General features: G+C 65.7%; 14 protein-coding genes and 1 tRNA gene. 11 read left to right on the top strand and 4 right to left on the bottom strand.

Annotation, left to right across the window (positions count from 1 at the left end; all coding sequences use genetic code 11):
- The first annotated feature begins 115 nt into the window (after positions 1 to 115).
- Both AB0Y14_RS03220 and AB0Y14_RS03215 read left to right on the top strand, forming a co-directional pair.
- Positions 116 to 1,498, top strand: coding sequence for a sensor histidine kinase (locus tag AB0Y14_RS03220; RefSeq protein ID WP_436587811.1), 1,383 nt, complete (start codon positions 116 to 118; stop codon positions 1,496 to 1,498).
- Positions 1,489 to 2,148 (top strand): response regulator, encoded by a 660-nt coding sequence (locus AB0Y14_RS03215; protein ID WP_436587810.1) that lies wholly within the window; start codon positions 1,489 to 1,491, stop codon positions 2,146 to 2,148. Before AB0Y14_RS03220 ends, AB0Y14_RS03215 begins: the two co-directional genes overlap by 10 nt.
- Positions 2,149 to 2,181: 33 nt before the next feature.
- On the opposite strand, the gene hrpA is transcribed toward AB0Y14_RS03215, so the two are convergent.
- The 3 genes from hrpA to AB0Y14_RS03200 form a co-directional block, all read right to left on the bottom strand.
- A complete protein-coding gene (gene hrpA, locus AB0Y14_RS03210) occupies positions 2,182 to 6,300 on the bottom strand; it encodes an ATP-dependent RNA helicase HrpA (protein ID WP_436587809.1) in 4,119 nt (1,372 codons plus the stop codon).
- Between the two features lie 95 nt (positions 6,301 to 6,395).
- Entirely contained in the window at positions 6,396 to 7,271 is an 876-nt protein-coding gene (locus tag AB0Y14_RS03205) for an alpha/beta hydrolase fold domain-containing protein (RefSeq protein WP_436587808.1), read from the bottom strand.
- 77 nt (positions 7,272 to 7,348) lie between these two features.
- Positions 7,349 to 7,421 (bottom strand) — tRNA-Arg (locus AB0Y14_RS03200).
- Between the two features lie 119 nt (positions 7,422 to 7,540).
- Between AB0Y14_RS03200 and argS the strand changes: the two genes are divergently transcribed.
- The 9 genes from argS (at position 7,541) to AB0Y14_RS03155 (ending at position 19,954) form a co-directional block, all read left to right on the top strand.
- Positions 7,541 to 9,199, top strand: coding sequence for an arginine--tRNA ligase (gene argS / locus AB0Y14_RS03195; RefSeq protein WP_436587807.1), 1,659 nt, complete (start codon positions 7,541 to 7,543; stop codon positions 9,197 to 9,199).
- Entirely contained in the window at positions 9,200 to 10,687 is a 1,488-nt protein-coding gene (locus tag AB0Y14_RS03190) for a diaminopimelate decarboxylase family protein (protein WP_436587806.1), read from the top strand.
- 29 nt (positions 10,688 to 10,716) lie between these two features.
- A complete protein-coding gene (locus AB0Y14_RS03185) occupies positions 10,717 to 12,015 on the top strand; it encodes a homoserine dehydrogenase (protein ID WP_436587805.1) in 1,299 nt (432 codons plus the stop codon).
- A 64-nt stretch (positions 12,016 to 12,079) separates the two neighbouring features.
- On the top strand, positions 12,080 to 13,180 hold the full coding sequence (thrC, locus tag AB0Y14_RS03180) for a threonine synthase (protein ID WP_436587804.1): 1,101 nt from the start codon (positions 12,080 to 12,082) through the stop codon (positions 13,178 to 13,180).
- Between the two features lie 10 nt (positions 13,181 to 13,190).
- Positions 13,191 to 14,216 (top strand): homoserine kinase, encoded by a 1,026-nt coding sequence (thrB, locus tag AB0Y14_RS03175; protein WP_436587803.1) that lies wholly within the window; start codon positions 13,191 to 13,193, stop codon positions 14,214 to 14,216.
- 363 nt (positions 14,217 to 14,579) lie between these two features.
- Positions 14,580 to 16,709 (top strand): transcription termination factor Rho, encoded by a 2,130-nt coding sequence (rho, locus tag AB0Y14_RS03170; RefSeq protein ID WP_436587802.1) that lies wholly within the window; start codon positions 14,580 to 14,582, stop codon positions 16,707 to 16,709.
- Positions 16,710 to 16,837: 128 nt separating this feature from the next.
- Entirely contained in the window at positions 16,838 to 17,920 is a 1,083-nt protein-coding gene (prfA, locus tag AB0Y14_RS03165; RefSeq protein ID WP_436587801.1) for a peptide chain release factor 1, read from the top strand.
- Between the two features lie 3 nt (positions 17,921 to 17,923).
- Positions 17,924 to 18,877, top strand: a complete 954-nt coding sequence (gene prmC / locus AB0Y14_RS03160; protein ID WP_436587800.1) for a peptide chain release factor N(5)-glutamine methyltransferase — start codon at positions 17,924 to 17,926, stop codon at positions 18,875 to 18,877.
- Between the two features lie 54 nt (positions 18,878 to 18,931).
- A complete protein-coding gene (locus AB0Y14_RS03155) occupies positions 18,932 to 19,954 on the top strand; it encodes an L-threonylcarbamoyladenylate synthase (protein WP_436587799.1) in 1,023 nt (340 codons plus the stop codon).
- 24 nt (positions 19,955 to 19,978) lie between these two features.
- Here the strand turns inward: AB0Y14_RS03155 and AB0Y14_RS03150 are convergent, their stop codons facing one another.
- On the bottom strand, positions 19,979 to 21,034 hold the full coding sequence (locus tag AB0Y14_RS03150; protein ID WP_436587798.1) for an NAD-dependent epimerase/dehydratase family protein: 1,056 nt from the start codon (positions 21,032 to 21,034) through the stop codon (positions 19,979 to 19,981).
- Between the last annotated feature and the right edge of the window lie 82 nt (positions 21,035 to 21,116).

The following is a 21,116-nucleotide window of genomic DNA, read 5'->3' as shown; positions in this document are numbered from 1 at the left end:
CCGAGCCGGCGTCGACGCCGAGGGGTCGGCCGGAAGCGCCCGTCGGGCTGGCCCGACACCATATTGACCAGCTGGTCGGATGGTCCGGAGACGACGCTGTCACGACGATGGAACCATGAACGCATTTGCCGATGACATGAGCGAAGAATCCGACTCCGTGACCGACCCACGGTGGGGGAATGGAGATGGCCTCCAGGAGACGGTCCCCAGAGCCCGGGGTGTTTCCTGGGTGCGCCGATGGGGCCGCGCGAGCGTGTACCTGCTCGGCAGTTTTCCCCTGTCCCTTATTTCCTTCGTCGTGGCCGTCACGCTGCTGAGCGCGGGGGTCGGGATGCTGCCCGTTTTCTTCCTCGGCGTGTTCCTGCTGTGGGGAGCGATCTATTACGGTCGAGGGGTCAGCTGGGTCGAGAGGAGCCAGGTCGCGTGGCTCCGGGGCCGGCCGTTGCGACGGCCCATTCCGCCGCGTCACGGCGAGGGCCTGATCGACAGGTTGAAGGCCGACGCCGGACACGGACAGTCGTGGATGAATATTGCGTGGATTCTGGTGGACTTCGTGGTCTCCACGGTCGTCTTCTGGGTGATCTTCGCCTGGTGGTGCGTGGTCTTGGCGGGAATTGCCGGTCCGATCACGTTGATGATCCGGTCCGGTTCGGACAATCCGCTGAACTACGGGTCCCTGGCTGACCTGCTCTCCTGGTCGCACACGGGAATTCCGTTCGTGTCCGATCACCCGTACCTCACCGAGGCGTTCGGCTACGTGGTCCTGGCTCTCGTGTTCTTGGCGACCCTGCCGTGGCTGACCCTCGGGCTGGCCGGAATTCGGTCCGAACTGTCCTCGGCCATGTTGTGCTTGCCGGAATCCGCGCGCCACCGGGTCGCCTCGTTGCAGGGGTCCCGGGCCGCCGCTCGGCGGGCAGAAGGGGAGTCCCTCCGACGCCTCGAACGCGACATCCACGATGGCCCGCAACAGCGACTCGTGCGACTCGGCATGGACATCTCCAGGGCCCGGCGTTTCGTGTCCACGGATCCGGAGAAGGCCGACCGCATTCTCCGGGAGGCCGGCGCACAGAATCAGGAGACACTCCAGGAGCTTCGTCAGTTGTCGCGGGGCATCGCGCCGGCCCTGCTGGTGGACCGGGGCCTTCGTGCCGCGGTCAGCGAATCCTTGGTCCGTTCCGGCGTTCCCGTGGCCCTCCGGTGGGACGCGGACGAAACCACCCCGTCCCACGTGGAGCTGCCCGCCTACTTCCTGGTCTCCGAGGCTCTGGTGAACGTCAACAAGCATTCCGGTGCTTCGGAAGCCCTCGTGACGGTTCGTCAGGAGGGCGGTCGCCTCGTCGTCGAAGTCCGCGACGACGGCGTCGGGGGCGCCTCCGTTGCGAAGGGCCACGGGCTGGCCGGGCTGGAGGATCGTCTGCGCGGCGTCGACGGCGAGCTCTTTGTCGAATCCCCGGCCGGGGAAGGAACCCTCATCAGGGGAGTCATACCGTGCGAATAGTAATTGCTGACGATTCGGCGCTCTTGCGGCAGGGGCTCAGGCTCATTCTCGAGGACGACGGCCACGAGGTCGTCGCCGATGTCGAGGACGGTCCCTCGATGAAAAAGGCCGCGCTCGAGCTGGAGCCGGACCTGACGGTGTGCGACATCCGCATGCCGCCCTCCCATACGGATGAGGGACTGCGCGCCAGCGTGGACGTGCGCCGTGAACACCCCAATGCTCCGATCCTGTTGCTGAGCCAATACGTGGTTCTCGCCTACGCCGAAGACTTGGTTGCCTCGGGCACGGGATCCATCGGCTACGTGTTGAAGGACCGCGTCTCGGACATCGACGCCTTCCTGGACTCGTGCCGCCGTGTTGCCGACGGCGGGACGGTGCTGGATCCGCACGTGGTCCAGCAACTCCTGCTCCGCGACAGGCATGGCGACGCGTCGCTCGCCTCGTTGACGGCCCGTGAGACCGAGGTGCTGGGGCTCATGGCCGAAGGGCACACCAACGCCGGGATCGCCGAGGCCCTCTGCATCGGTGAGGGCGGGGTCGAGAAACACTGCCAGAGAATATTCGCGAAGCTCGGGCTGACCGAGGCCGATGACGTGCACCGGCGGGTCACCGCGGTCCTGCGGTATCTCAAACGGGGCGCCGGAACCTGATGACGGGTCCCGGGCAACGGCCGGGACGGGGCCTCAGGCGTGGGCGATCTTTTCGATCGCCTGTTTCTGCGCCTTGCGGATCCTCTGCACGGAGACGGGTCGGGCCGTACCGAGTTCCTGGGCGAAGTAGCTGACCCGGAGCTCCTCGATCATCCATCCGACATCGGCCAGCGGAGGGGGAACGACTCCGTCGATCGAGTACTTCTCCGCAGCGGCGTCGTACTCGTCCTCCAGAGCCTGGACTTCGAGCATCGACGTCGTGTCCTTGGAGAGGCGCTCGCCCATCTTCTCGATCCTCCGGCTCATCCCATCGAGGTAACGGGGCACGTGAACGAGCCGGTCGTACCCCGTGGCAGCCACGAATCCGGGATAGACCAGGCTCTCGAGTTGGGCCTTCATGTCGTTGACATTGTTGATCACCGCCAACGACGCCGAGGTCTTGAGCTGCTTGCGCACCTGATTGGCCGTCTTGAGGATTCGTGCGACGAGACTTGTGACCGCGAAGACCGTATCGATCAGCTCGGCACGGACCTCATGGAACAGTGCCTCGAACTCCTTTCGGGTCTTTGGCGCCGTCTCGGGCGTGAGCTTGTCCAAGGCGGCGACCGTACAGTCCGCAATCAGCGATTCGACCGATCCGTGGGGATTCTGGGTGAAGACGATCTTCTCATCATTCTTCAGGTGGTCGGACACGTACTTCTGAGGGGACGGCACACGCAGCGAGAGCAACCGGATCGTGGCCAGCCTCTGGGACCGATCCCGTTCGTGTTCGGAGGCCATGACCCGCACGGCGACGCTCTGGCCCTCGTCCACGAGACCGGGATACCCTTCGACGCGTTGCCCAGCAATGGTGCGGGTAATCCTGGGCGGAACATCCGTGTCCGGCCAGTCGTGCAACCCGGAGACCTCCACGACGCCCGAGCCCGAGGCGGGCCCCGACCCGGGTCGGGTGTTCTGCGAGGCCCCGGAAGTCGCCGACGACGTCCCGGATCCCGGCCCGCCCGTCTCGGTGCTGGATCCGCCCGTGCCGGAGGCCTGGCCCTGTGAAGCCACCCGGGCCAGCGCGTCCGGGGAGGCACCCAGCGATGCGGCCAGCGCGGACCGGATCTGCGGGCGCAGATCCTCCTGGAGCGCCATCAGGTCCTTTCCCTCGCCAAGGAGCTTGTTCCCGGAACCGCGCACCTGGAAAGTCATGCGCAAGTGGTCGGGGACTGCATCCCAGTTCCAGGAACCCGGAGGTATCACGTACCCCTTGAGGCGTCGGAGAACCAGCTCGAGGGAAGGCAGCAACGCGTCATGCAACGGATCGAAGTCGGCGTCGAGGGCCTGGACGGCCTGCCTGGCGACGTCGGGCGCCGGCACAAAATTCTTCCGAGAGGCCTTGGGCAACGACTTGATCAGCGCGGTCACGAGTTCGTGACGAAGCCCCGGAATCAACCACTCGAACGGCTCGGGCTGGATCTGGTTCAGGAAGACGATCGGAACCTGCACGAATACGCCGTCGGCCTCCGGACTGGTTCCGGGGGCCGCCGGTGCGAACTCGTACGTGAGGTCCAGACGCAACTGCGAATCCGAGGTCGGCAGGACCCAGGTCCTCGGGAACTGGGATTCGTCGTAATCCCGGGCTTCCTCGTCGATGAGGTTTTCGGGATCCAGATCGAGCAGGTGCTCGTTCTGTGGGCGAGTTCTCTTCCACCACTGATCGAAGTGGCGTTCCGAGACCACGTCCGCGGGAATGCGGGCGTCGTAGAAGTCGAAGATGACGTCGTCGTCCACCCGCAGATCACGCCGGCGCAACCGGGCCTCGAGCTGATCGATCTCGGCCAGCCGTTTCTGATTGCGATGGAAGAACCGGTGCCTGGTCCGCCAGTCACCCTCCACCAGAGCCTTGCGGATGAACAGCTCGCGGGAAAGGGCGGGGTCGATGCGCCAGTAGTTGACGGGTCGATCGGCCACTACCGGAACGCCGAAGAGCGTGGCCTTGTCGTAGGCCATGACCGAACCGCGCTTGGCCGACCAGTACGGCTCGGAGTACGTGTGCTTGAGCAGAGATCCGGCGGCTTCCTCGATCCAACGCGGGTCCACCGAGGCATTGACACGGGCCCACAATTTGGACGTCTCGACGAGTTCGGCGGAAACGATCCAGTCCGGATTCTTCTTGAACAAGGACGATCCGGGGAAGATCGAAAAGCGTGTTCCCCGCGCCCCCTGGTACTCGTGCCTGCGTTGGTCCTTCAAACCGATGTGGCTCAACAGGCCAGCCAAGAGGGACCGGTGGACGGCCTCCTCGGTTTCGCCCACTCGAATGCTCCGACCGCGGGACACCTTGACCCCGGCCCGCGAGCCCAGGTTCCGCAACTGTTCGTAGAGGTCCTGCCACTCCCGAACACGCACATAGTTGATGTACTCCCGCCGACACATCTTGCGGAACTGGGAGGAAGAGAGCTCCGCCTGTTTTTCCTGGAGGTACTGCCACAGCAGCAAATACCCGGAGAAATCGGAGGTCTCGTCCTTGAACCGTGCGTGGCGTTCATCGGCCTGGGCCCGCTGTTCGGTCGGGCGCTCGCGCGGGTCCTGGATCGTCAGCGCGGCGGCCAGCACCATGACTTCCTTGGCAACGCCCAGTTCCTGAGCGGCAACGATCATGCGTCCGAGCCTCGGATCCACGGGGAAGGCCGAGAGCTTGCGTCCGACGGCGGTCAGGGGAGACGGTGACCTGGAACCGCGCGACCGACCCCTCTTTCCGGTCCTCCCGGCCCGACCCGCGTCCCGATCGGAGGAATCCTTGAGGGCGCCGAGCTCCCTCAGCACGTTGACGCCGTCGGATATCGAGCGCTTGGCCGGAGGCTGGACGAAGGGGAACCTCTCCATGTCCCCGGGAGAGCGGACGACGCCGATCGACATCGTGTGCAGGATGACCGACGCCAAATTCGTGCGCAGTATCTCAGGGTCGGTGAACTCGGCCCGGGAGAGGAAATCCTCTTCGGAATAGAGCCGGATCGCGATGCCGTCCGACACGCGACCGCAACGGCCCGAGCGCTGATTCGCGCTGGCCTGCGAGATTCTCTCGATGGGAAGGCGTTGGACCTTGGTCCGCACGGAGTAACGAGAGATGCGCGCGGTCCCCGGATCAATCACGTACTTGATCCCCGGAACCGTCAACGAGGTCTCCGCGACGTTGGTGGCCAGTACGATCCGGGGCTTGCCGGAGGGCCGGAAAACCTTGTGCTGCTCGGACATCGACAACCGCGCGAACAGCGGCAGGATCTCCGTCCCGGCCAGTGACCGGTGTTTCTTCGCGAGGTCCTCGAGGGCGTCGGCGGCGTCCCGGATCTCGCGCTCGCCGGAGAAGAAGATCAGAATGTCGCCGGGGTCCTCATTCTTGAGTTCCAGCACGGCATCGCAGATAGCGTCCAGGGGGTCCCTGTCTTCGGCGTCGAGATCGTCGGCGTCGTCGTCGGACTGGGCGGAGCCCTCGAGCGGTCGGTAGCGAATCTCCACCGGATAGGTGCGACCGGAAACTTCGACGACCGGGGCTGCGTCCTCCGGCATCGGCTCGTCCTCGGTGTGCTCGGCAACGGGGTCGAAGCTCGGGGCGAAATGGCGGGCGAATCGGTCCGGATCGATGGTCGCGGACGTGATGATGATCTTGAGATCAGGCCGTTGCGGCAGGATTCTCTTCAGATACCCCAGGATGAAGTCGATGTTCAGGGACCGCTCGTGCGCCTCATCGATGATGATGGTGGAGTACTTCTTCAGGAGGGGGTCGTGGGGGATCTCCGCCAACAGAATGCCGTCGGTCATGAGCTTGATCGAGGTCTGTTCGCCGACTTCGGCGGTGAAGCGGACCTGGTAGCCCACCGTTTGCCCCAGGTCCTCGCCCAATTCCTCGGCGATCCGTTCAGCCACGGATCTGGCCGCGAGCCGGCGAGGCTGGGTGTGACCGACCATCCCGTCGGCGTCCAGGCCCAGATCGAGGCACATCTTCGGGATCTGCGTGGTTTTGCCGGAACCGGTCTCGCCGGCGATCACCACGACCTGGTTGTCCCGGATGGCATCCATGATGTCTTCCCTGCGGGCCGAAACGGGCAGGGACTCGGGGTACGTGATGTGGCGGCGAACGGGCTCGGAATGCACGGGCTGGTCAGACATATTGCTCCCAGTTTACCGGGCGGAGCGCACGGTGCGATCGGCCCGACCCACACGGGTCATCGCCCGGCAGTGGTTCGTGGAGCATCCCGCAGCCTTCAGGCGAGGTTTGGGGCGCATCGCTCCTCGACCCAACGGACGATTCTGCGCAATCGCTCCTCGTCCTGGAAAATACGTGCATCCGAGTGCTCGGCGTCCGGAACGATCTCGAGCGACGTCGGCACCCCGCGTGCACGCAGGGCGCGGTGCGGACTGCCGGACTGGATCCAGGGAACGCAGGAATCGTCGGCCCCGTGGACGTAGAACACCGGACGGTGCCCCGGAGCCAGCGCCGTGTCCTCCGCGTAGTCGACAGGGTGCGCCCATGCCCACGCCTGCTCCGCCGCGGTAGACACCGGGGCAGGGTATCCGGACCCGAGCAGCCTGGCTTCGGCGCCGTCGTCGTCGGGATGATCGTGCGGGAAACCGCAGGCGATCCTGTCGTCGAATATGGTGCGCAGGTCGCTGACGCCGTAGAAGCTCACGGCCCCGGCGACGTCGCTCGAGGCGACGCCGGCATCGGGGCCCTCGAGGTAAGCGTTTCCGGAATCCGGAGTCGCCGCGAGCAACTGGGCGAGATGTCCGCCGGCCGAGGCCCCGGACACCGCGATGCGGTGAGGGTCGATGCCGAATCGTTCGGCGTGGGCGCGAAAGTAGCGCACCGCGGACTTGGCGTCGTGCAACTGGGCGGGAAACAGTGCCCGATGGGACAGGCGGTAGTTGACCGACGCCACGAAATATCCGCTCGCCTGCAGGCGCTCGCGCACCCTGTGCTGCCCGTTGACCGAATAGAGCATCGAGGACTTGTCTCCGAATCGCCACGCGCCTCCGTGGAAATGAATGACCAAGGGAGCGGGCCCGGAGACCGGAACAGCGGGGGAGTGGAGATCGAAGGAGCGGTCCTCTTCCTGCACGGAAGTGTAGAAACCGCTCATCATTGGTACGTCTCCGCTCGGTCCGACTCGATACGAAACGACCCCGTTCCCGCTCGGGCGGGACGGGGTCTTGACCGTGCCCTCGATAGGATTCGAACCTACGACTTCTTGCTCCGGAGGCAAGCGCTCTATCCACTGAGCTACGAGGGCAACGCAGAACAGCATACCAGGAAATGAGCAGGGACAAATCCACGCGACGCGCAGTGAAGCCGACAGACCCCGGCACGTCACGAAATCGGCGGCCGCGGCATTCCTTGTAGACTGACCGGGTGACTCCCGAAGAACTCTCCGAAGCAATTTCCGCGTGCCTGCACGAGGCCATCGACGCCGGTCAGCTTGTGCTGTCCGAAGGCCAGACACTCCCCGAGACGAGGGTTGAACGACCCAAGAATCGGGCGCACGGCGACTGGAGCACCAATATCGCTCTGCAACTCGGCAAGAAGGTCGGCAAGAATCCGCGCGAGGTCGCGCAGGTCCTGGCGGAGCGGATCGCTTCCGTGGACGGTGTCTCGGGCGTGGACATTGCCGGCCCGGGCTTCCTGAATATAGTTCTCGACGCCGCCGCGGCCGGTGTCCTGGCCAAGAACATTCTCGCTGCGGGGCCCGCGTACGGGCGTTCTTCGAAACTCGAGGGAACGCACATCAATCTGGAGTTCGTCTCGGCCAACCCCACGGGGCCGATCCACCTGGGTGGAACCCGCTGGGCCGCCGTCGGTGATTCGCTGGCGCGCATTCTGGAGGCGAACGGGGCCGAAGTGACCCGCGAATACTACTTCAACGACCACGGAACCCAGATCGACCGTTTCTCGAACTCGCTCCTGGCCAAGGCGCGCCGGGAACCGGCACCCGAGGACGGCTACGGCGGCCAGTACATCGAGGACATCGCCCAGCGCGTCCTTCGCGAGGTGCCCGAAGCGCTGGAAGCGGACGACCCGCAAGAGGTTTTCCGGTCCTACGGGGTCGAGATGATGTTTGCGGACATCAAGAAGTCCCTGCACGATTTCGGAGTCGACTTCGACGTCTACTTCCACGAGAACTCGCTGTTCGAATCGGGGCAGGTCGAGAAGATCCTGGAGCAGCTCAAGGGCAGCGACAAGCTCTACCACGCGGACGGCGCGTGGTGGCTGCGCTCGACCGACTACGGGGACGACAAGGACCGCGTGGTCATCAAGTCCGACGGCAACGCCGCGTACATTGCCGGCGACATCGCCTACATCGCCGACAAGCGGGCGCGCGGTGCACATCTGGCGATCTACATGCTCGGGGCGGACCACCACGGATACATCGCGCGGCTCAAGGCCGCCGCGGCCGCCATCGGGGACGACCCGGACGCCGTCGAGGTCATGATCGGCCAAATGGTCAACCTGGTCAGGGACGGCGAGGCCGTGCGCATGTCCAAGCGTGCGGGAACCGTGGTGACCTTGGAGGACCTGGTCGACGCCGTCGGCACGGACGCCGCACGGTATTCCCTGACCCGGTTCTCGGTCGACTCGAATATCGACATCGACCTGGACCTGCTGACCCGTCGCTCGAACGAGAACCCGGTGTTCTACGTCCAATACGCTCACGCCCGGACGTGCGCCGTGGCCCGGAACGCGGCCGATGCCGGCGTCGTGCGTTCCGACGAGACCTTCGACGCGGCGCTGCTCAACACACCCGCCGACGAGGATCTCCTGGCGGAGCTCGGTCAGTTCCCGAGCGTGAACGTCGAGTCGGCCGAATTCCGCGAACCCCACCGAGTCGCCCGTTACCTCGAACGCCTGGCTGGGGCCTACCACCGCTGGTACGACGCCTGCCGGGTGACCCCGAAGGGCACCGAGGAGATCACCGACACGCACCGTACGCGGCTTGCGCTGAACGACGCCGTGACCCAGGTGCTGGCCAACGGTCTTCATCTGCTGGGCGTGACCGCACCGGAGAGGATGTAAATGGCGAACTCACCATCTGCCGCCGTGCCCGAATGGTTGCGGCTGCCCTCCGACCCGGCCGCCCTCGACCCTCAGATCTGGACTCCGTCCTTCGCGCGGTCGACCGGTGGAGAGCTGACCATCGACGGGCACACCGTCTCCGATCTGGTCCAAGAATTCGGAACCCCCGGATACATCTGGTCCGAGGACACCTTCAGAAGCCGCGCTCGGGAATACCGGCAGGCCTTCGAAGCTGCCTTTGGCGACCACGGGGCGGAAGTCTCCGTCTACTACGCGGGTAAGTCGTTCCTGTGCGCCGCGGTCGTCCGGTGGGCCCAGGAGGAGGGCCTCAACTTGGACACCGCGTCGGGCGGCGAGCTCGGCCTCGGCCTGGCCGCGGGCATGCCGGGCCAGCGCATCGCCCTGCACGGCAACAACAAGTCGGAGTCGGAGATCCGGCGCGCCCTGGAGAACGGCGTCGGCAGGATCGTTGCGGACTCCGTGCCGGAACTGGTCCAGATCGACCGCATTGCGCGGGACATGGACATGACCGCGCCGGTGATGATCCGCATCACCCCGGGTGTCCACGCAGAAACGCACGACTTCATCGCGACGGCTCACGAGGACCAGAAATTCGGTCTCTCACTGGCCGACGGGACCGCCGCTCTGGCCGAGGGGGACGTCGATCCCGCGCTCCGCTCGGAAACCGCCGTCTCCTCTTCGGATTCGGTGGCGATGCTGGCGGCCCTGGTCGCGGAGGCGCTGGGCGGGATCGACCTGCGCGGTTTCCATTGCCACATCGGCTCCCAGATTTTCGAGGCCGACGGGTTCGCCCTGGCGGCCGAGCGGCTCCTCTCGTTCATCGCCGAGGTCGCCGGCCGCATCGAGCGGGACATCCCCGAGCTGGACCTGGGTGGTGGATACGGCATCGGATACATTCCTGGGGACGCGCCTCGTCCGGCTCGGGACATCGCCCGGGACCTTGCGGACAGCGTGGCGAAGTCCTGCTCGGCGTTGGGGCTTCGGATCCCGCACCTGTCGATCGAGCCGGGACGTGCCCTGAGCGGGCCTGCCGGAACGACCCTGTACACCGTCGGCACGATCAAGGACGTCGCGATCGATGCCGAGTCCGGTCGCACTCAGGTCAGGCGTTACGTCGCGGTCGACGGCGGGATGTCGGACAACGCGCGTCCGGTTCTCTACGACGCCGACTACAGCGTGGTCCTGGCCAACCGGGAGCCGCTGGGTGAGCAAGTGCTGTCCCGGGTGGTGGGCAAACACTGCGAATCCGGCGACATTCTGGTCCGCTACTGCTATCTCCCTGCGGATCTGAGCAGCGGCGACATCCTGGCGGTCGCCGCGACGGGGGCGTACTGCTGGTCCCTGTCGAGCAACTACAACTACCTGCCGCGGCCCGGAGTCGTCGCGACGTCGTCCGGGCAGACCCCGCGCACCATCGTGCGTGGCGAGACCGAAGACGACCTTTTCGCCAGGGACGCCGCCCTCTGAGGACGCATCCCTACGCAATAGGAGAGACTATGACCGAATCGACGATCAAGGTGGCACTCCTGGGTGCCGGAACCGTGGGCTCGCAGGTTGCGAAGGCCCTCACGGAGGATACCGGGGAACTGTCCCGACGCATCGGCGCCGTTCCGGAGCTGGTCGGCATCGCCGTCCGCTCGCTCGAGACCGAGCGGGACTACCAGGCCGATCCGGACCTCTACACCACGGATGCGGACACCCTCATCGATGGTGCCGACGTCGTCATCGAACTCACCGGAGGCATGGAACCCGCCCGGACCCGCATCCTTCGGGCCTTGGAGCAGGGCAAGCACGTGGTCTCGGGCAACAAGGCCCTTCTGGCCGCGCACGGCGCGGAACTCCACCGGGCCGCGGCGGAGAACGGTGCTCAGCTCTCGTACGAGGCCGCGGTGGCCGGTGCGATTCCGATTCTGCGTCCGCTGAGAGACTCGCTCGCGGGGGACCGGGTCACCCGAGTCCTCGGAATCATGAACGGAACCACCAACTTCATGCTGGACGCGATGGATACCACGGGCGCCCAGTTCGATGACGCCCTGAGCGAGGCACAGAATCTCGGCTACGCGGAGGCGGACCCCACGGCCGACGTCGACGGTCTCGACGCCGCGGCGAAGGCTGCGATCGTCGCCTCACTGGCCTTTCACTCCGAGTTCACGATCGACGACGTGCACTGCCAGGGCATCAGAAACATCACGGCCGGCGACGTCGCCGCCGCGGCCGAAGACGGCTACGTGATCAAACTGCTCTCCGTGTGCGAGCTTGACGGGGACGGCGTCAACATTCGCGTCAATCCGACGCTCATCCCTCGGTCCCATCCGTTGGCCAGCGTCCGGGACGCCTACAACGCGGTCTTCGTCGAATCCCGCGACGCCGGAGAACTCATGTTCTACGGTCCGGGCGCCGGGGGAGCGCCCACGGCCTCGGCGGTGCTGGGTGATTTCGTCTCACTGGCACGCCGGTCGGTCCTCGGCGGACCGGGTATCCCGGACTCGTCCTATGCCGGGCTGAAGGCGACGTCGCTGTCCAACGTCGTCTCCCGGTACACCGTGGGTCTGCGAGTGAGGGACAAGCTGGGGGTGCTGGCAGCCATCGCGAACGTGTTCGCCGAACACGGCGTCTCGATCCAGACCATGCACCAGACCAAACATCGGGAAGAGGAGGACGTCGAGGGCGACCACGCCACGATCCGCATCGTGACCCACAAGACCAGCGACGAAAGCCTCCGGTCCACGATCGACGAGTTGTCCTCCTTGTCCACGGTCTATGACGTCACCTCGGTGATCCAGGTCGAGGGCTGAACACACTTTCCACCCGTCCGCCCGGGCACTGACCCGGTCCCGTTCAACACAGAAAAGGAAATCCATGGCACACGTCTGGCGAGGGGTCGTCCACGAGTACCGCGATCGGCTCCCCGTGACCGACGAGACCGAGATCGTGACGCTCGGCGAAGGCGGAACTCCCCTGATCCGCGCGCCCAAGCTCTCCGAGCACACCGGCAACGAGGTCTACATCAAGTTCGAGGGAATGAATCCGACCGGATCATTCAAGGACCGCGGCATGACGATGGCCATTACCGCCGCCAAGGAGCAAGGGGCCGAAGCCGTGGTCTGCGCTTCGACGGGCAATACCTCAGCATCCGCCGCCGCATACGCGACCCAGGCCGGGCTCAAGTGCGGCGTTCTCGTGCCGGACGGAAAGATCGCGATGGGCAAACTGTCGCAGGCGATCGCGCACGGAGCCGAGCTGCTCCAGGTCGAGGGCAACTTCGACAACTGCCTCGAGGCCGCCCGCAAACTCGCGGAGAGCTACCCGGTGTTCTTGGTCAATTCCGTGAATCCTGCCCGCATCGAGGGGCAGAAGACGGGTTCATTCGAGGTCGTGGACGTGCTGGGCGATGCACCGGACTATCACTTGCTGCCCGTGGGCAATGCCGGGAATATCACGGCTTATTGGAAGGGGTACAAGGAGTACGCGGCTCCGTACGTCAACGACGCGGGAGAGACCATCGCGCCAGTCGCCACGAAGACGCCGGTGATGTGGGGTTTCCAGGCCGAGGGTGCGGCCCCCATTGTGCTGGGACATCCCGTCAGCGAGCCCGAGACGATCGCGACCGCGATCCGCATCGGCAACCCGGCGTCGTGGGACAAGGCGGAAACCGCCCGTGAGGAGTCCGGCGGGCTCATCGAGTCCGTGACGGACGATGAAATCCTCGAGGCGCATCGGTGGCTCTCCTCGCGGGAAGGCGTGTTCGTGGAACCCGCCTCCGCGGCGGGGGTTGCAGGTTTGCTCAAGAAGCACCGTGCGGGCCAGGCGCCCACCGGGGCGACGATCGTCATCACCGTGACCGGGCACGGCCTCAAGGACCCTCAGTGGGCACTGCGTGGCGCGGACGGCGATGACATCGAACCCACGAAGGTTCCGTTCGACGTCGTGTCCGTGGCCGACGCGCTCGGCCTGGAGTAAGGAACCGATCATGGACATCAGCTCACCAACCCTGGTCGACGGAGAATCCGCGGCTTCCTACGGGACAGATATCATTCCCGTCGGAACGGCGGTCCGGGTGCGTGTCCCGGGATCCACCGGCAACGTCGGGCCCGGGTATGACAGCCTCGGGCTCGCGCTGGGCAGGTACGACGAGCTGACCGTGGAGAGAACCGACGAGCCGCTGCTCCTCGACGTACGGGGCGAGGGGAGCGGATCGGTTCCCCGGACCGAGGAACACCTCGTGATTCGGGCCATGCGCACGGCCTGGCGAGCCATCGGGATGCACGCCCTGCCAGGGCTTCGGGTCGAAGCCGTCAACGCCATCCCCCATTCTCGGGGGATGGGATCTTCCGCGTCGGCGATCGTCGCGGGCGTCGTTGCGGCCAACGCGATGGTTCCCCAGAACCTTCGGCTGTCCGAGAACGCGATGCTCCAGATCTGTTCCCAGATGGAGGGGCACCCCGACAACGTCGCACCCTCACTCTTCGGCGGCTTGGTGATCTCCTATTCCGGAGCCGATGGTTTCCACTCGGTCTCCGTCCCCGTCCACGAGGACGTCGTGCCCGTCGTGGCCGTCCCGGACTATGAAGTCCCGACGCGAATTGCGCGCGGCCTGATCCCGGAATCGGTTCCGCACCGCGAGGCCGCGGTCAATTCCGGCAGGGCCGCCCTCCTGGTCCACGCGATGAAGGATGAGCCCTCGGAGCTGTTTGCAGGGACGGAAGATTCTCTTCATCAGCAGTACCGTGCCAGCGCCATGGGGCCGAGCGCGGCCCTGGTCGCCCACCTGCGGGGCAGGGGCCTGGCGGCGATCGTTTCCGGTGCGGGACCCACGGTCCTGGTGCTCGCCGCGAATGCATCCGAAGCGGAACGTGCGGCGGAAGCAATGGACGACTTTTGTGGCACGCCGGCCAACGTCCTCGATGATCGAATCGTGAATTGGGATGTCGAAAGGCTGACCGTGGACGGCAACGGTGTTATAGTTGACCACATTGAGCCTGGAACGCTTCGTTGAAGAACCGGTGCTCGCCGACCGGATGTTCGATCTCAGGGATCGATGTTTTCCTCCGATCGGGACATGACAATCCGCCAATCTGGCGGATCGACGCGTCAGTCTATTGTTCCTGAGCTGTGGTCGTCGCGGAATGACGACGTACTCTGCCGCGAGCCGAGTTCGTATGGTCAAACCGAGAGGATCGTTGCACCTCGTCTCGAATTTCTTCGAGTCGACGAGGACTCAGACCGCGTCATTGATTTCCGCACTCTCTGGTGCGGGGATTTCGTACGTATCGCGTTATTTTCTGGCGGTGCGTACTGACCATTAATATTCGGATTCCGCTTCACATGCGGAATCCACGTCGAGGGGGAAGGATCCTTCGTGACCGTATCGACCGACCTATCGGGTGCGGACCAGCCAACCAACGGTTCGGCTGAACAGACTCGCAACAGCGAGTCCCCAGAATCTCAGAATACGCAGGGCGCCGCTTCTGCCCAGTCCTCGGAGCAGGGCAAGGGCAATGGAGGACTGAGTGCCCTCAAATTGGCCCAATTGCAGGCGCTCGCCTCGCAGCTCGGCATTGTCGGAGCCCGCCGGATGCGCAAATCCGCGCTCGTCGACGCGATCTCCGCCCACCAGCGGGGATCAGCGGTCGCCGACCGCGAGGAGAAGTCATCGCAGAACAAGGGTTCGGACCAGAAGGCTTCGGGCCAGCCCCAGGCCGAGGCGGGCTCTGACGAGAAGAAGTCCACGGAGAGCGATTCCGCGTCCGGCAAGAACCAGTCGGAACGCTCCTCTCGCGGCCGATCCCGCCGGGGTGCCTCTGGCGGGGACGCGAAGAACGACGCCGCAGGGACCGGGAACACCGCCCAGGCCGCCGGGACTGGCGACCAGCAGCAGAGTGAAGCGCAGCAGGGCGACTCCCAGAAGGGCAATCCCAAGGACGACCGCGATCAGGACCAGAACCGCGGCAAGCGCAACGACCAGCGCGGTCAGAACCAGGGCGGCTCCCAGGACCAGGACGGCCAGAACGACCGTCGCAATGAGTCCAAGGGAGACGACAAGGGCAACAACGACCGCAACCGCCGCAACAAGAACAACCGTTCCAAGGACAACAACTCCGAGGACGGCAACAAGAACGACGGCGGCAAGAACAACAACGACAAGAACAACAACGACGGCGGTAAGAACAATAACGACCGTCGGAACAACCGCAACAAGGGCGGCAACAACGGTCCGGAGGATGACGACAACCGCAAGGGCCGGAATCGTCGCAACCGGAACCGCAACGACCGTCGCGATCGTCGGCGCGGACGCAACAACGGTCCGGAGGTCGACGACACCGAGGTGACCGAGGACGACGTCCTGCTGCCGGTCGCCGGTATCCTGGACGTTCTGGACAACTACGCGTTCGTGCGGACCTCGGGGTACCTGCCCGGTCCGAACGACGTCTACGTTTCGCTCGCCCAGGTCAAGAAGAATCACCTGCGCAAGGGCGACGCTGTCGTCGGTGCGATCCGGGCGCCGCGCGAAGGCGAGAACCAGAACAACTCGCGCCAGAAGTTCAATGCATTGGTCCAGCTGACCAGCGTCAACGGCAAGAAGCCGGAAGAACTGAACGAGCGCGTCGAATTCAACAAGCTCACGCCGCTGTACCCCAACGAACGTCTGCGCCTCGAGACCGAGCAGAAGAAGATCGGTCCCCGCGTGGTCGACCTCGTGGCCCCGATCGGCAAGGGACAGCGCGGTCTCATCGTGTCCCCGCCCAAGGCGGGCAAGACGCTGATGTTGCAGTCCATCGCGAACGCCATCACCACCAACAATCCTGAGGTCCACCTCATGATGATTCTGGTGGACGAGCGTCCCGAGGAAGTCACCGACATGCAGCGCACGGTCAATGGTGAGGTCATCGCGTCGACCTTCGATCGTCCCGCCGACGACCACACGACCGTCGCAGAGCTCGCGATCGAGCGAGCCAAGCGTCTCGTCGAGATGGGGCACGACGTCGTCGTTCTCCTCGACTCGATGACCCGCCTCGGCCGTGCCTACAACCTGGCGGCGCCGGCCTCCGGCCGTATCCTCAGCGGTGGTGTCGACTCCGCCGCGCTCTACCCGCCCAAGCGTTTCTTCGGCGCCGCGCGGAACATCGAAGAGGGCGGCTCGCTGACCATTCTCGCGTCGGCCCTGGTCGAGACCGGGTCCAAGATGGACGAGGTCATCTTCGAGGAGTTCAAGGGAACCGGCAACATGGAGTTGCGCCTGTCTCGCCAGCTCGCGGACAAGCGGATCTTCCCGGCCGTGGACGTCAACGAATCCGGCACCCGCCGCGAAGAGAATCTGCTCTCGCCGGACGAGATCAAGATCATGTGGCGTCTGCGTCGCGTGCTGGCGGGCCTGGATCAGCAACAGGCCCTAGAAGTGTTGACCAGCAAGTTGCGCGACACCCCGACGAACGTGCAGTTCCTGCTCCAGGTGCAGAAGACCACGTTGGGCTCCAAGTCCGACGACTAGCACCCCACGACCGGCGCCCGGATCCACTGTTGGTGGGACCGGGCGCCGGTTTTTCGCGCCCCGTCCGTGCGGCCCGGGGCGAGTGAGACAATGGAGGCCGCACCAGACTTTCGATCACCGAGGACCTCATGCTCGATTCCATCCAATCCTTGTTCGATGAGCACCAGGAGTTGCAGGAGCAGCTCGCCGACCCGGCGGTTCACGCCGACCAGGGCAGGGCTCGCAAGCTCGGGCGTCGGTACTCCGAGCTCAACGGCATCGTCGAGGCATACCGAAGGGTCGAGTCCCTCAAGGGGGACCTCGAGGCCGCGCGCGAGATGGCCGAGGAGGAACCGGAATTCGCCGATGAGATTCCGACCCTCGAGGAATCGCTCGAGGAGGCCGAACAGCGCCTGCACCGGTTGCTCATCCCGCGGGACCCCGACGACGGCCGCAACGTGATCCTCGAGGTCAAGGCCGGCGAGGGCGGCGACGAATCGGCCCTGTTCGCGGGGGACCTGTTGCGCATGTATGCGCGCTACGCCGAACGCAAGGGGTGGAAGACCGAGATCCTGTCGTCGACCGATTCGGACCTGGGTGGATACAAAGATGTCCAGATGGCCGTGAAGACGTCCTCGACCGACCCGGCCGAGGGCGTATGGGCGCATCTGAAGTACGAAGGCGGTGTGCACCGCGTGCAACGCGTCCCGGTCACGGAATCCCAGGGGCGAATTCATACCTCGGCCGCGGGCGTTCTCGTTTTCCCCGAGGTGGATGAGCCCGAGGAGATCGACATCAGCCAGAATGACCTCAAGATCGACGTGTACCGGTCATCGGGGCCCGGCGGTCAGTCCGTCAACACGACCGATTCGGCGGTGCGCATCACGCACTTGCCGACCGGAATCGTGGTGGCCATGCAGAACGAGAAGTCGCAGCTGCAGAACCGTGAGGCCGCCATGCGCGTCCTGCGCGCCCGGCTCCTGGCGCATCAGCAGGAACAGATCGACGCCGAAGCCGCCGAGCACCGGAAGTCCCAGGTCAAGACCATGGACCGGTCCGAGCGGATCCGCACCTACAACTTCCCCGAGAACCGGATCGCCGACCACCGGACCGGGTACAAGGCATACAACCTGGACACCGTGATGAGTGGGGACCTGGAGGCCGTGATCCAGTCGGCGATCCAGATGGACGAGGAACACCGCCTCGCCGCCCTGGGTCAGGACACCGAGTAGACCGTGTCCGAGCACTCGTCGGACACCGAACCCGGTGTGGGCCTCTCGGGACATGACCTCGACGACCTGCCGCTTGCCGAGGCCCTGCGTGAGGCGGCTCGGCGGCTGAAGAGCGTGGGCATCGAATCCGCCAGAGCCGACGCGGAACTGCTGGTCGCCCACCTGGTGGCCACCGACCGCGGCGGCGAGGTCTCCCGGGGCGAGGTCATGGCCGGAGCCGCGACCGGAACCTTGGACACGCCGAAGGGCTTCGAACACATCATCGCCGCCCGGGCCTCACGTGTTCCCCTCCAGCATCTGACCGGTCGGGCGTATTTTCGGAACCTCACCCTGCACGTGGGCCCCGGCGTCTTCATTCCCCGTCCCGAAACGGAAGTTTTGGTCGACCACGTCAACGCGCACCTGCGTCGACGTGCTCGCGAGGGCGACGCGGCGGGCCGGGAACGACTCGTGGCCGTGGATCTGGCTACCGGATCCGGGGCCCTCGCCCTCTCGGTGTCCCAGGAGAACCCGGGATGCGAGGTCTACGGCGTGGAGCTGTCCCGCAGCGCGGCGGAATGGGCGAACAGAAATACGGAACTGACGGGCCTGCCGGTATCGATCCTGGTCGATGACGCGACCCAGGCGCTCTCGGGGTGGGAAGGGTGCGTCGACGTCGTCGTGTCCAATCCGCCGTACATCCCGACCACGGCCGTGCCCAAGGACCCTGAGGTCGCCGATCACGATCCGTCCATGGCACTCTACGGCGGGTCGGAAGACGGCCTCGCGATACCGAAGGACATCGCGCGGCGGGCATCCGAACTCGTTCGCCCCGGCGGCCTGTTCGTGATGGAGCACGCCGAAGTCCAGGCCGAGGCAGCAGCGCGTATGTTCTCGCAACTCGGATTCCACGACGTCGAGACCATCCACGACCTGACTGGGCGGCCACGGGCAACCAAGGGTTACTCTGGTGTCTGAGGATTCCGTGGACCACGGGACGCAACAACCGAAGCAACGAAAGCCGCATCGAACGTGACAGCAACCGTATACACCGTCGCCACCGACGACGAGCGCGAGCAGGCCATCGCCGCCATCGAGAAAGCCGTTCTGGACGGACGGACCGCAGTGATACCCACGGACACGGTGTACGGGATCGCGGCGGACGCATTCTCGCGCGGGGGCGTGCAACAGCTTCTCAACGCCAAGGGCAGGTCACGGCGGATGCCGCCGCCCGTGCTCATCGCCGACTCGAGTGTTCTGCCCGGGCTCGCGGACGATCTGAGCGCGGAAGCCCACGCTCTGGCCGAGGCGTTTTGGCCGGGGGCACTCACGCTCATCGTGTTCTCCCAGCCCTCGCTGAACTGGGACCTGGGGGAGACCCAGGGGACCGTGGGACTGCGTGTTCCGGACGACGATCTTGCTCAGGAGATCCTCAGGCGCACTGGGCCGCTGGCGGTATCGAGCGCGAACAGAACCGGACAGCCTGCGGCGACGACCGGTGATGAGGCCGTTGAACAACTTGGTGAGCGGGTCGAGGCCATCGTCGACGCCGGGCCACGGCCTGAGGGGCGCGGTCCCGAGGCCCGAAGCTCCGATGCTGCCCCGTCCACGATCATCGACGTCACAGGTCAGCGCCCCGTCGTGGTGCGGCTCGGCGCCTTGTCGATGGAACGCATCAGGTCCGTGGCCCCGACGGCCGTGACCCAGGACGAGTTGGATCGGGAGAAGTCGACGGCCGCGGAGACCGAGCACAGCCCCGCGGACACATACGGCGAGGGGAGCGGGGACGCCTCCGAGGCGCGGGAACCGATCAACGGAGCCGGGGATGGTCCCCGGGCGGCGGACGCCGCGGAGGGCTCGGTTGAGGCCGGGTTGTTCGCCGCCGGGACGGCGTCGGCGACCCCGTCGAGCACGGAACCCGTCGATCAACTCAGACGCAAGGTCACGGACGGAGCCGGGAGCCCCGGCCGCCCGCGAATCCCGGCGACCCGTCCTCTGGGGGTCGAGGAAGCTCGTCACCTTCTCTTCCCCGACCAGGAAAGCGGCGAGGACTGAGCCCCGACCCAGGGCCTCAGAACCTCAGCGGGTCGACCCCGTGGCGGTGTGCGCCTCTCTGAGCACCGAACCGATGCGACGCTCCGGCAAGAGGCCGTTCTCGACGGCCCAGGTATCGTCCTGGGGCTGACCGAACCACATCAACTCCGCGCGTCGCACGGCACCCTGAAGCCGCTCGTTCATGGCGGAAGACAGCAGGTGCCCGAAGGATACGCCCCAGCGGAGAGCAAATGCGGGAATCCTGCGGGGTTCGCGGCGCCCGGCATCCCGGATCACGGAGGCAGTCGTGGCGCCTTCCCACGGCTGAAGAACGATCGGGGGAAGATCCCCGTCGAATGAACCGACGGAGACGACGAATTCGGCCAGTGCATGCACCGAGGTCACCGGCGTCGGGCGGTCGCCCCTTCCCGCCACCATGGCGAGGGGCGAGGAAGCGACACGCGCGAGGTTCGATGTGGTCTTGCGGCCGGAGCCCTGGACCGACGTCGCGCGCAGTATGCACAGTTCGGCAGCATGATTCGGTTCGACCCTGGCCGGGGCGTTGCTGGGGGCGGGCGGGAAGTCCGACGCCGCGGAGCCCGGTGCGGCACCGGCCTGGGCCGTGGCATTGATGAAGTCACGAAGTCGGAGCACGCAGTCCTCGCCCAAAGCCTTGGAGAAGGAGTACGCGGAGAAGGGCGACGTCGCGTCGGTCGCGTCCAGCTTCGGCCGGGAACCCTGAACGGCCGAGGAACTCAGATGGATCACGCGCCGGACGCCGGTGCGCTGGGCCGCCACGGCGACGATGGTCGGCAGCAAAGCATTCGCGCCCACCAGAGACGGCAGGTCGTTCTGGTCCGGAGCCGAGAGACCCGCGGCGTTGACCACGACGTCCGCGCCCGCGAAAGAATCGGCCAGGTAATCGACCACGGATTCGAGGCGTCGTGCCTCGGCGATGACCTGGCCGGATGATTCCGACGATGTGGCCAGTCGCGGCGCCGAGACCGGGGCCGCGCCGATGCCCTCCTGCTGGAGTCTGGTCATGATCGCAGAACCCGCGAAACCGGTGGCCCCGAGGACCCTCCAGGTGCTCTGACTCATGCTTCCTCGCTTTCATCCGCGCGACAGCCCGACGATAGTCCGAGTTTGCATCGGGTGCCGGGGTAAACTGTCACGTGCCGTT

Source organism: Rothia sp. HC945 (genome assembly GCF_051370785.1).
Classification (GTDB): domain Bacteria; phylum Actinomycetota; class Actinomycetes; order Actinomycetales; family Micrococcaceae; genus Rothia.
The sequence above is the reverse complement of the archived record's forward strand: the minus strand, read 5'-3'. Positions and strand labels throughout refer to the sequence as shown.

Excerpts from the sequence above, each read along its gene's own strand:
- AB0Y14_RS03220 (WP_436587811.1), top strand. The coding sequence starts at position 116 with ATGAACGCATTTGCCGATGACATGAGCGAAGAATCCGACTCCGTGACC.
- hrpA (WP_436587809.1), bottom strand. The coding sequence starts at position 6,300 with ATGTCTGACCAGCCCGTGCATTCCGAGCCCGTTCGCCGCCACATCACG.
- AB0Y14_RS03205 (WP_436587808.1), bottom strand. The coding sequence starts at position 7,271 with ATGAGCGGTTTCTACACTTCCGTGCAGGAAGAGGACCGCTCCTTCGAT.
- AB0Y14_RS03190 (WP_436587806.1), top strand. The coding sequence starts at position 9,200 with ATGGCGAACTCACCATCTGCCGCCGTGCCCGAATGGTTGCGGCTGCCC.
- AB0Y14_RS03185 (WP_436587805.1), top strand. The coding sequence starts at position 10,717 with ATGACCGAATCGACGATCAAGGTGGCACTCCTGGGTGCCGGAACCGTG.
- thrC (WP_436587804.1), top strand. The coding sequence starts at position 12,080 with ATGGCACACGTCTGGCGAGGGGTCGTCCACGAGTACCGCGATCGGCTC.
- thrB (WP_436587803.1), top strand. The coding sequence starts at position 13,191 with ATGGACATCAGCTCACCAACCCTGGTCGACGGAGAATCCGCGGCTTCC.
- prfA (WP_436587801.1), top strand. The coding sequence starts at position 16,838 with ATGCTCGATTCCATCCAATCCTTGTTCGATGAGCACCAGGAGTTGCAG.
- AB0Y14_RS03150 (WP_436587798.1), bottom strand. The coding sequence starts at position 21,034 with ATGAGTCAGAGCACCTGGAGGGTCCTCGGGGCCACCGGTTTCGCGGGT.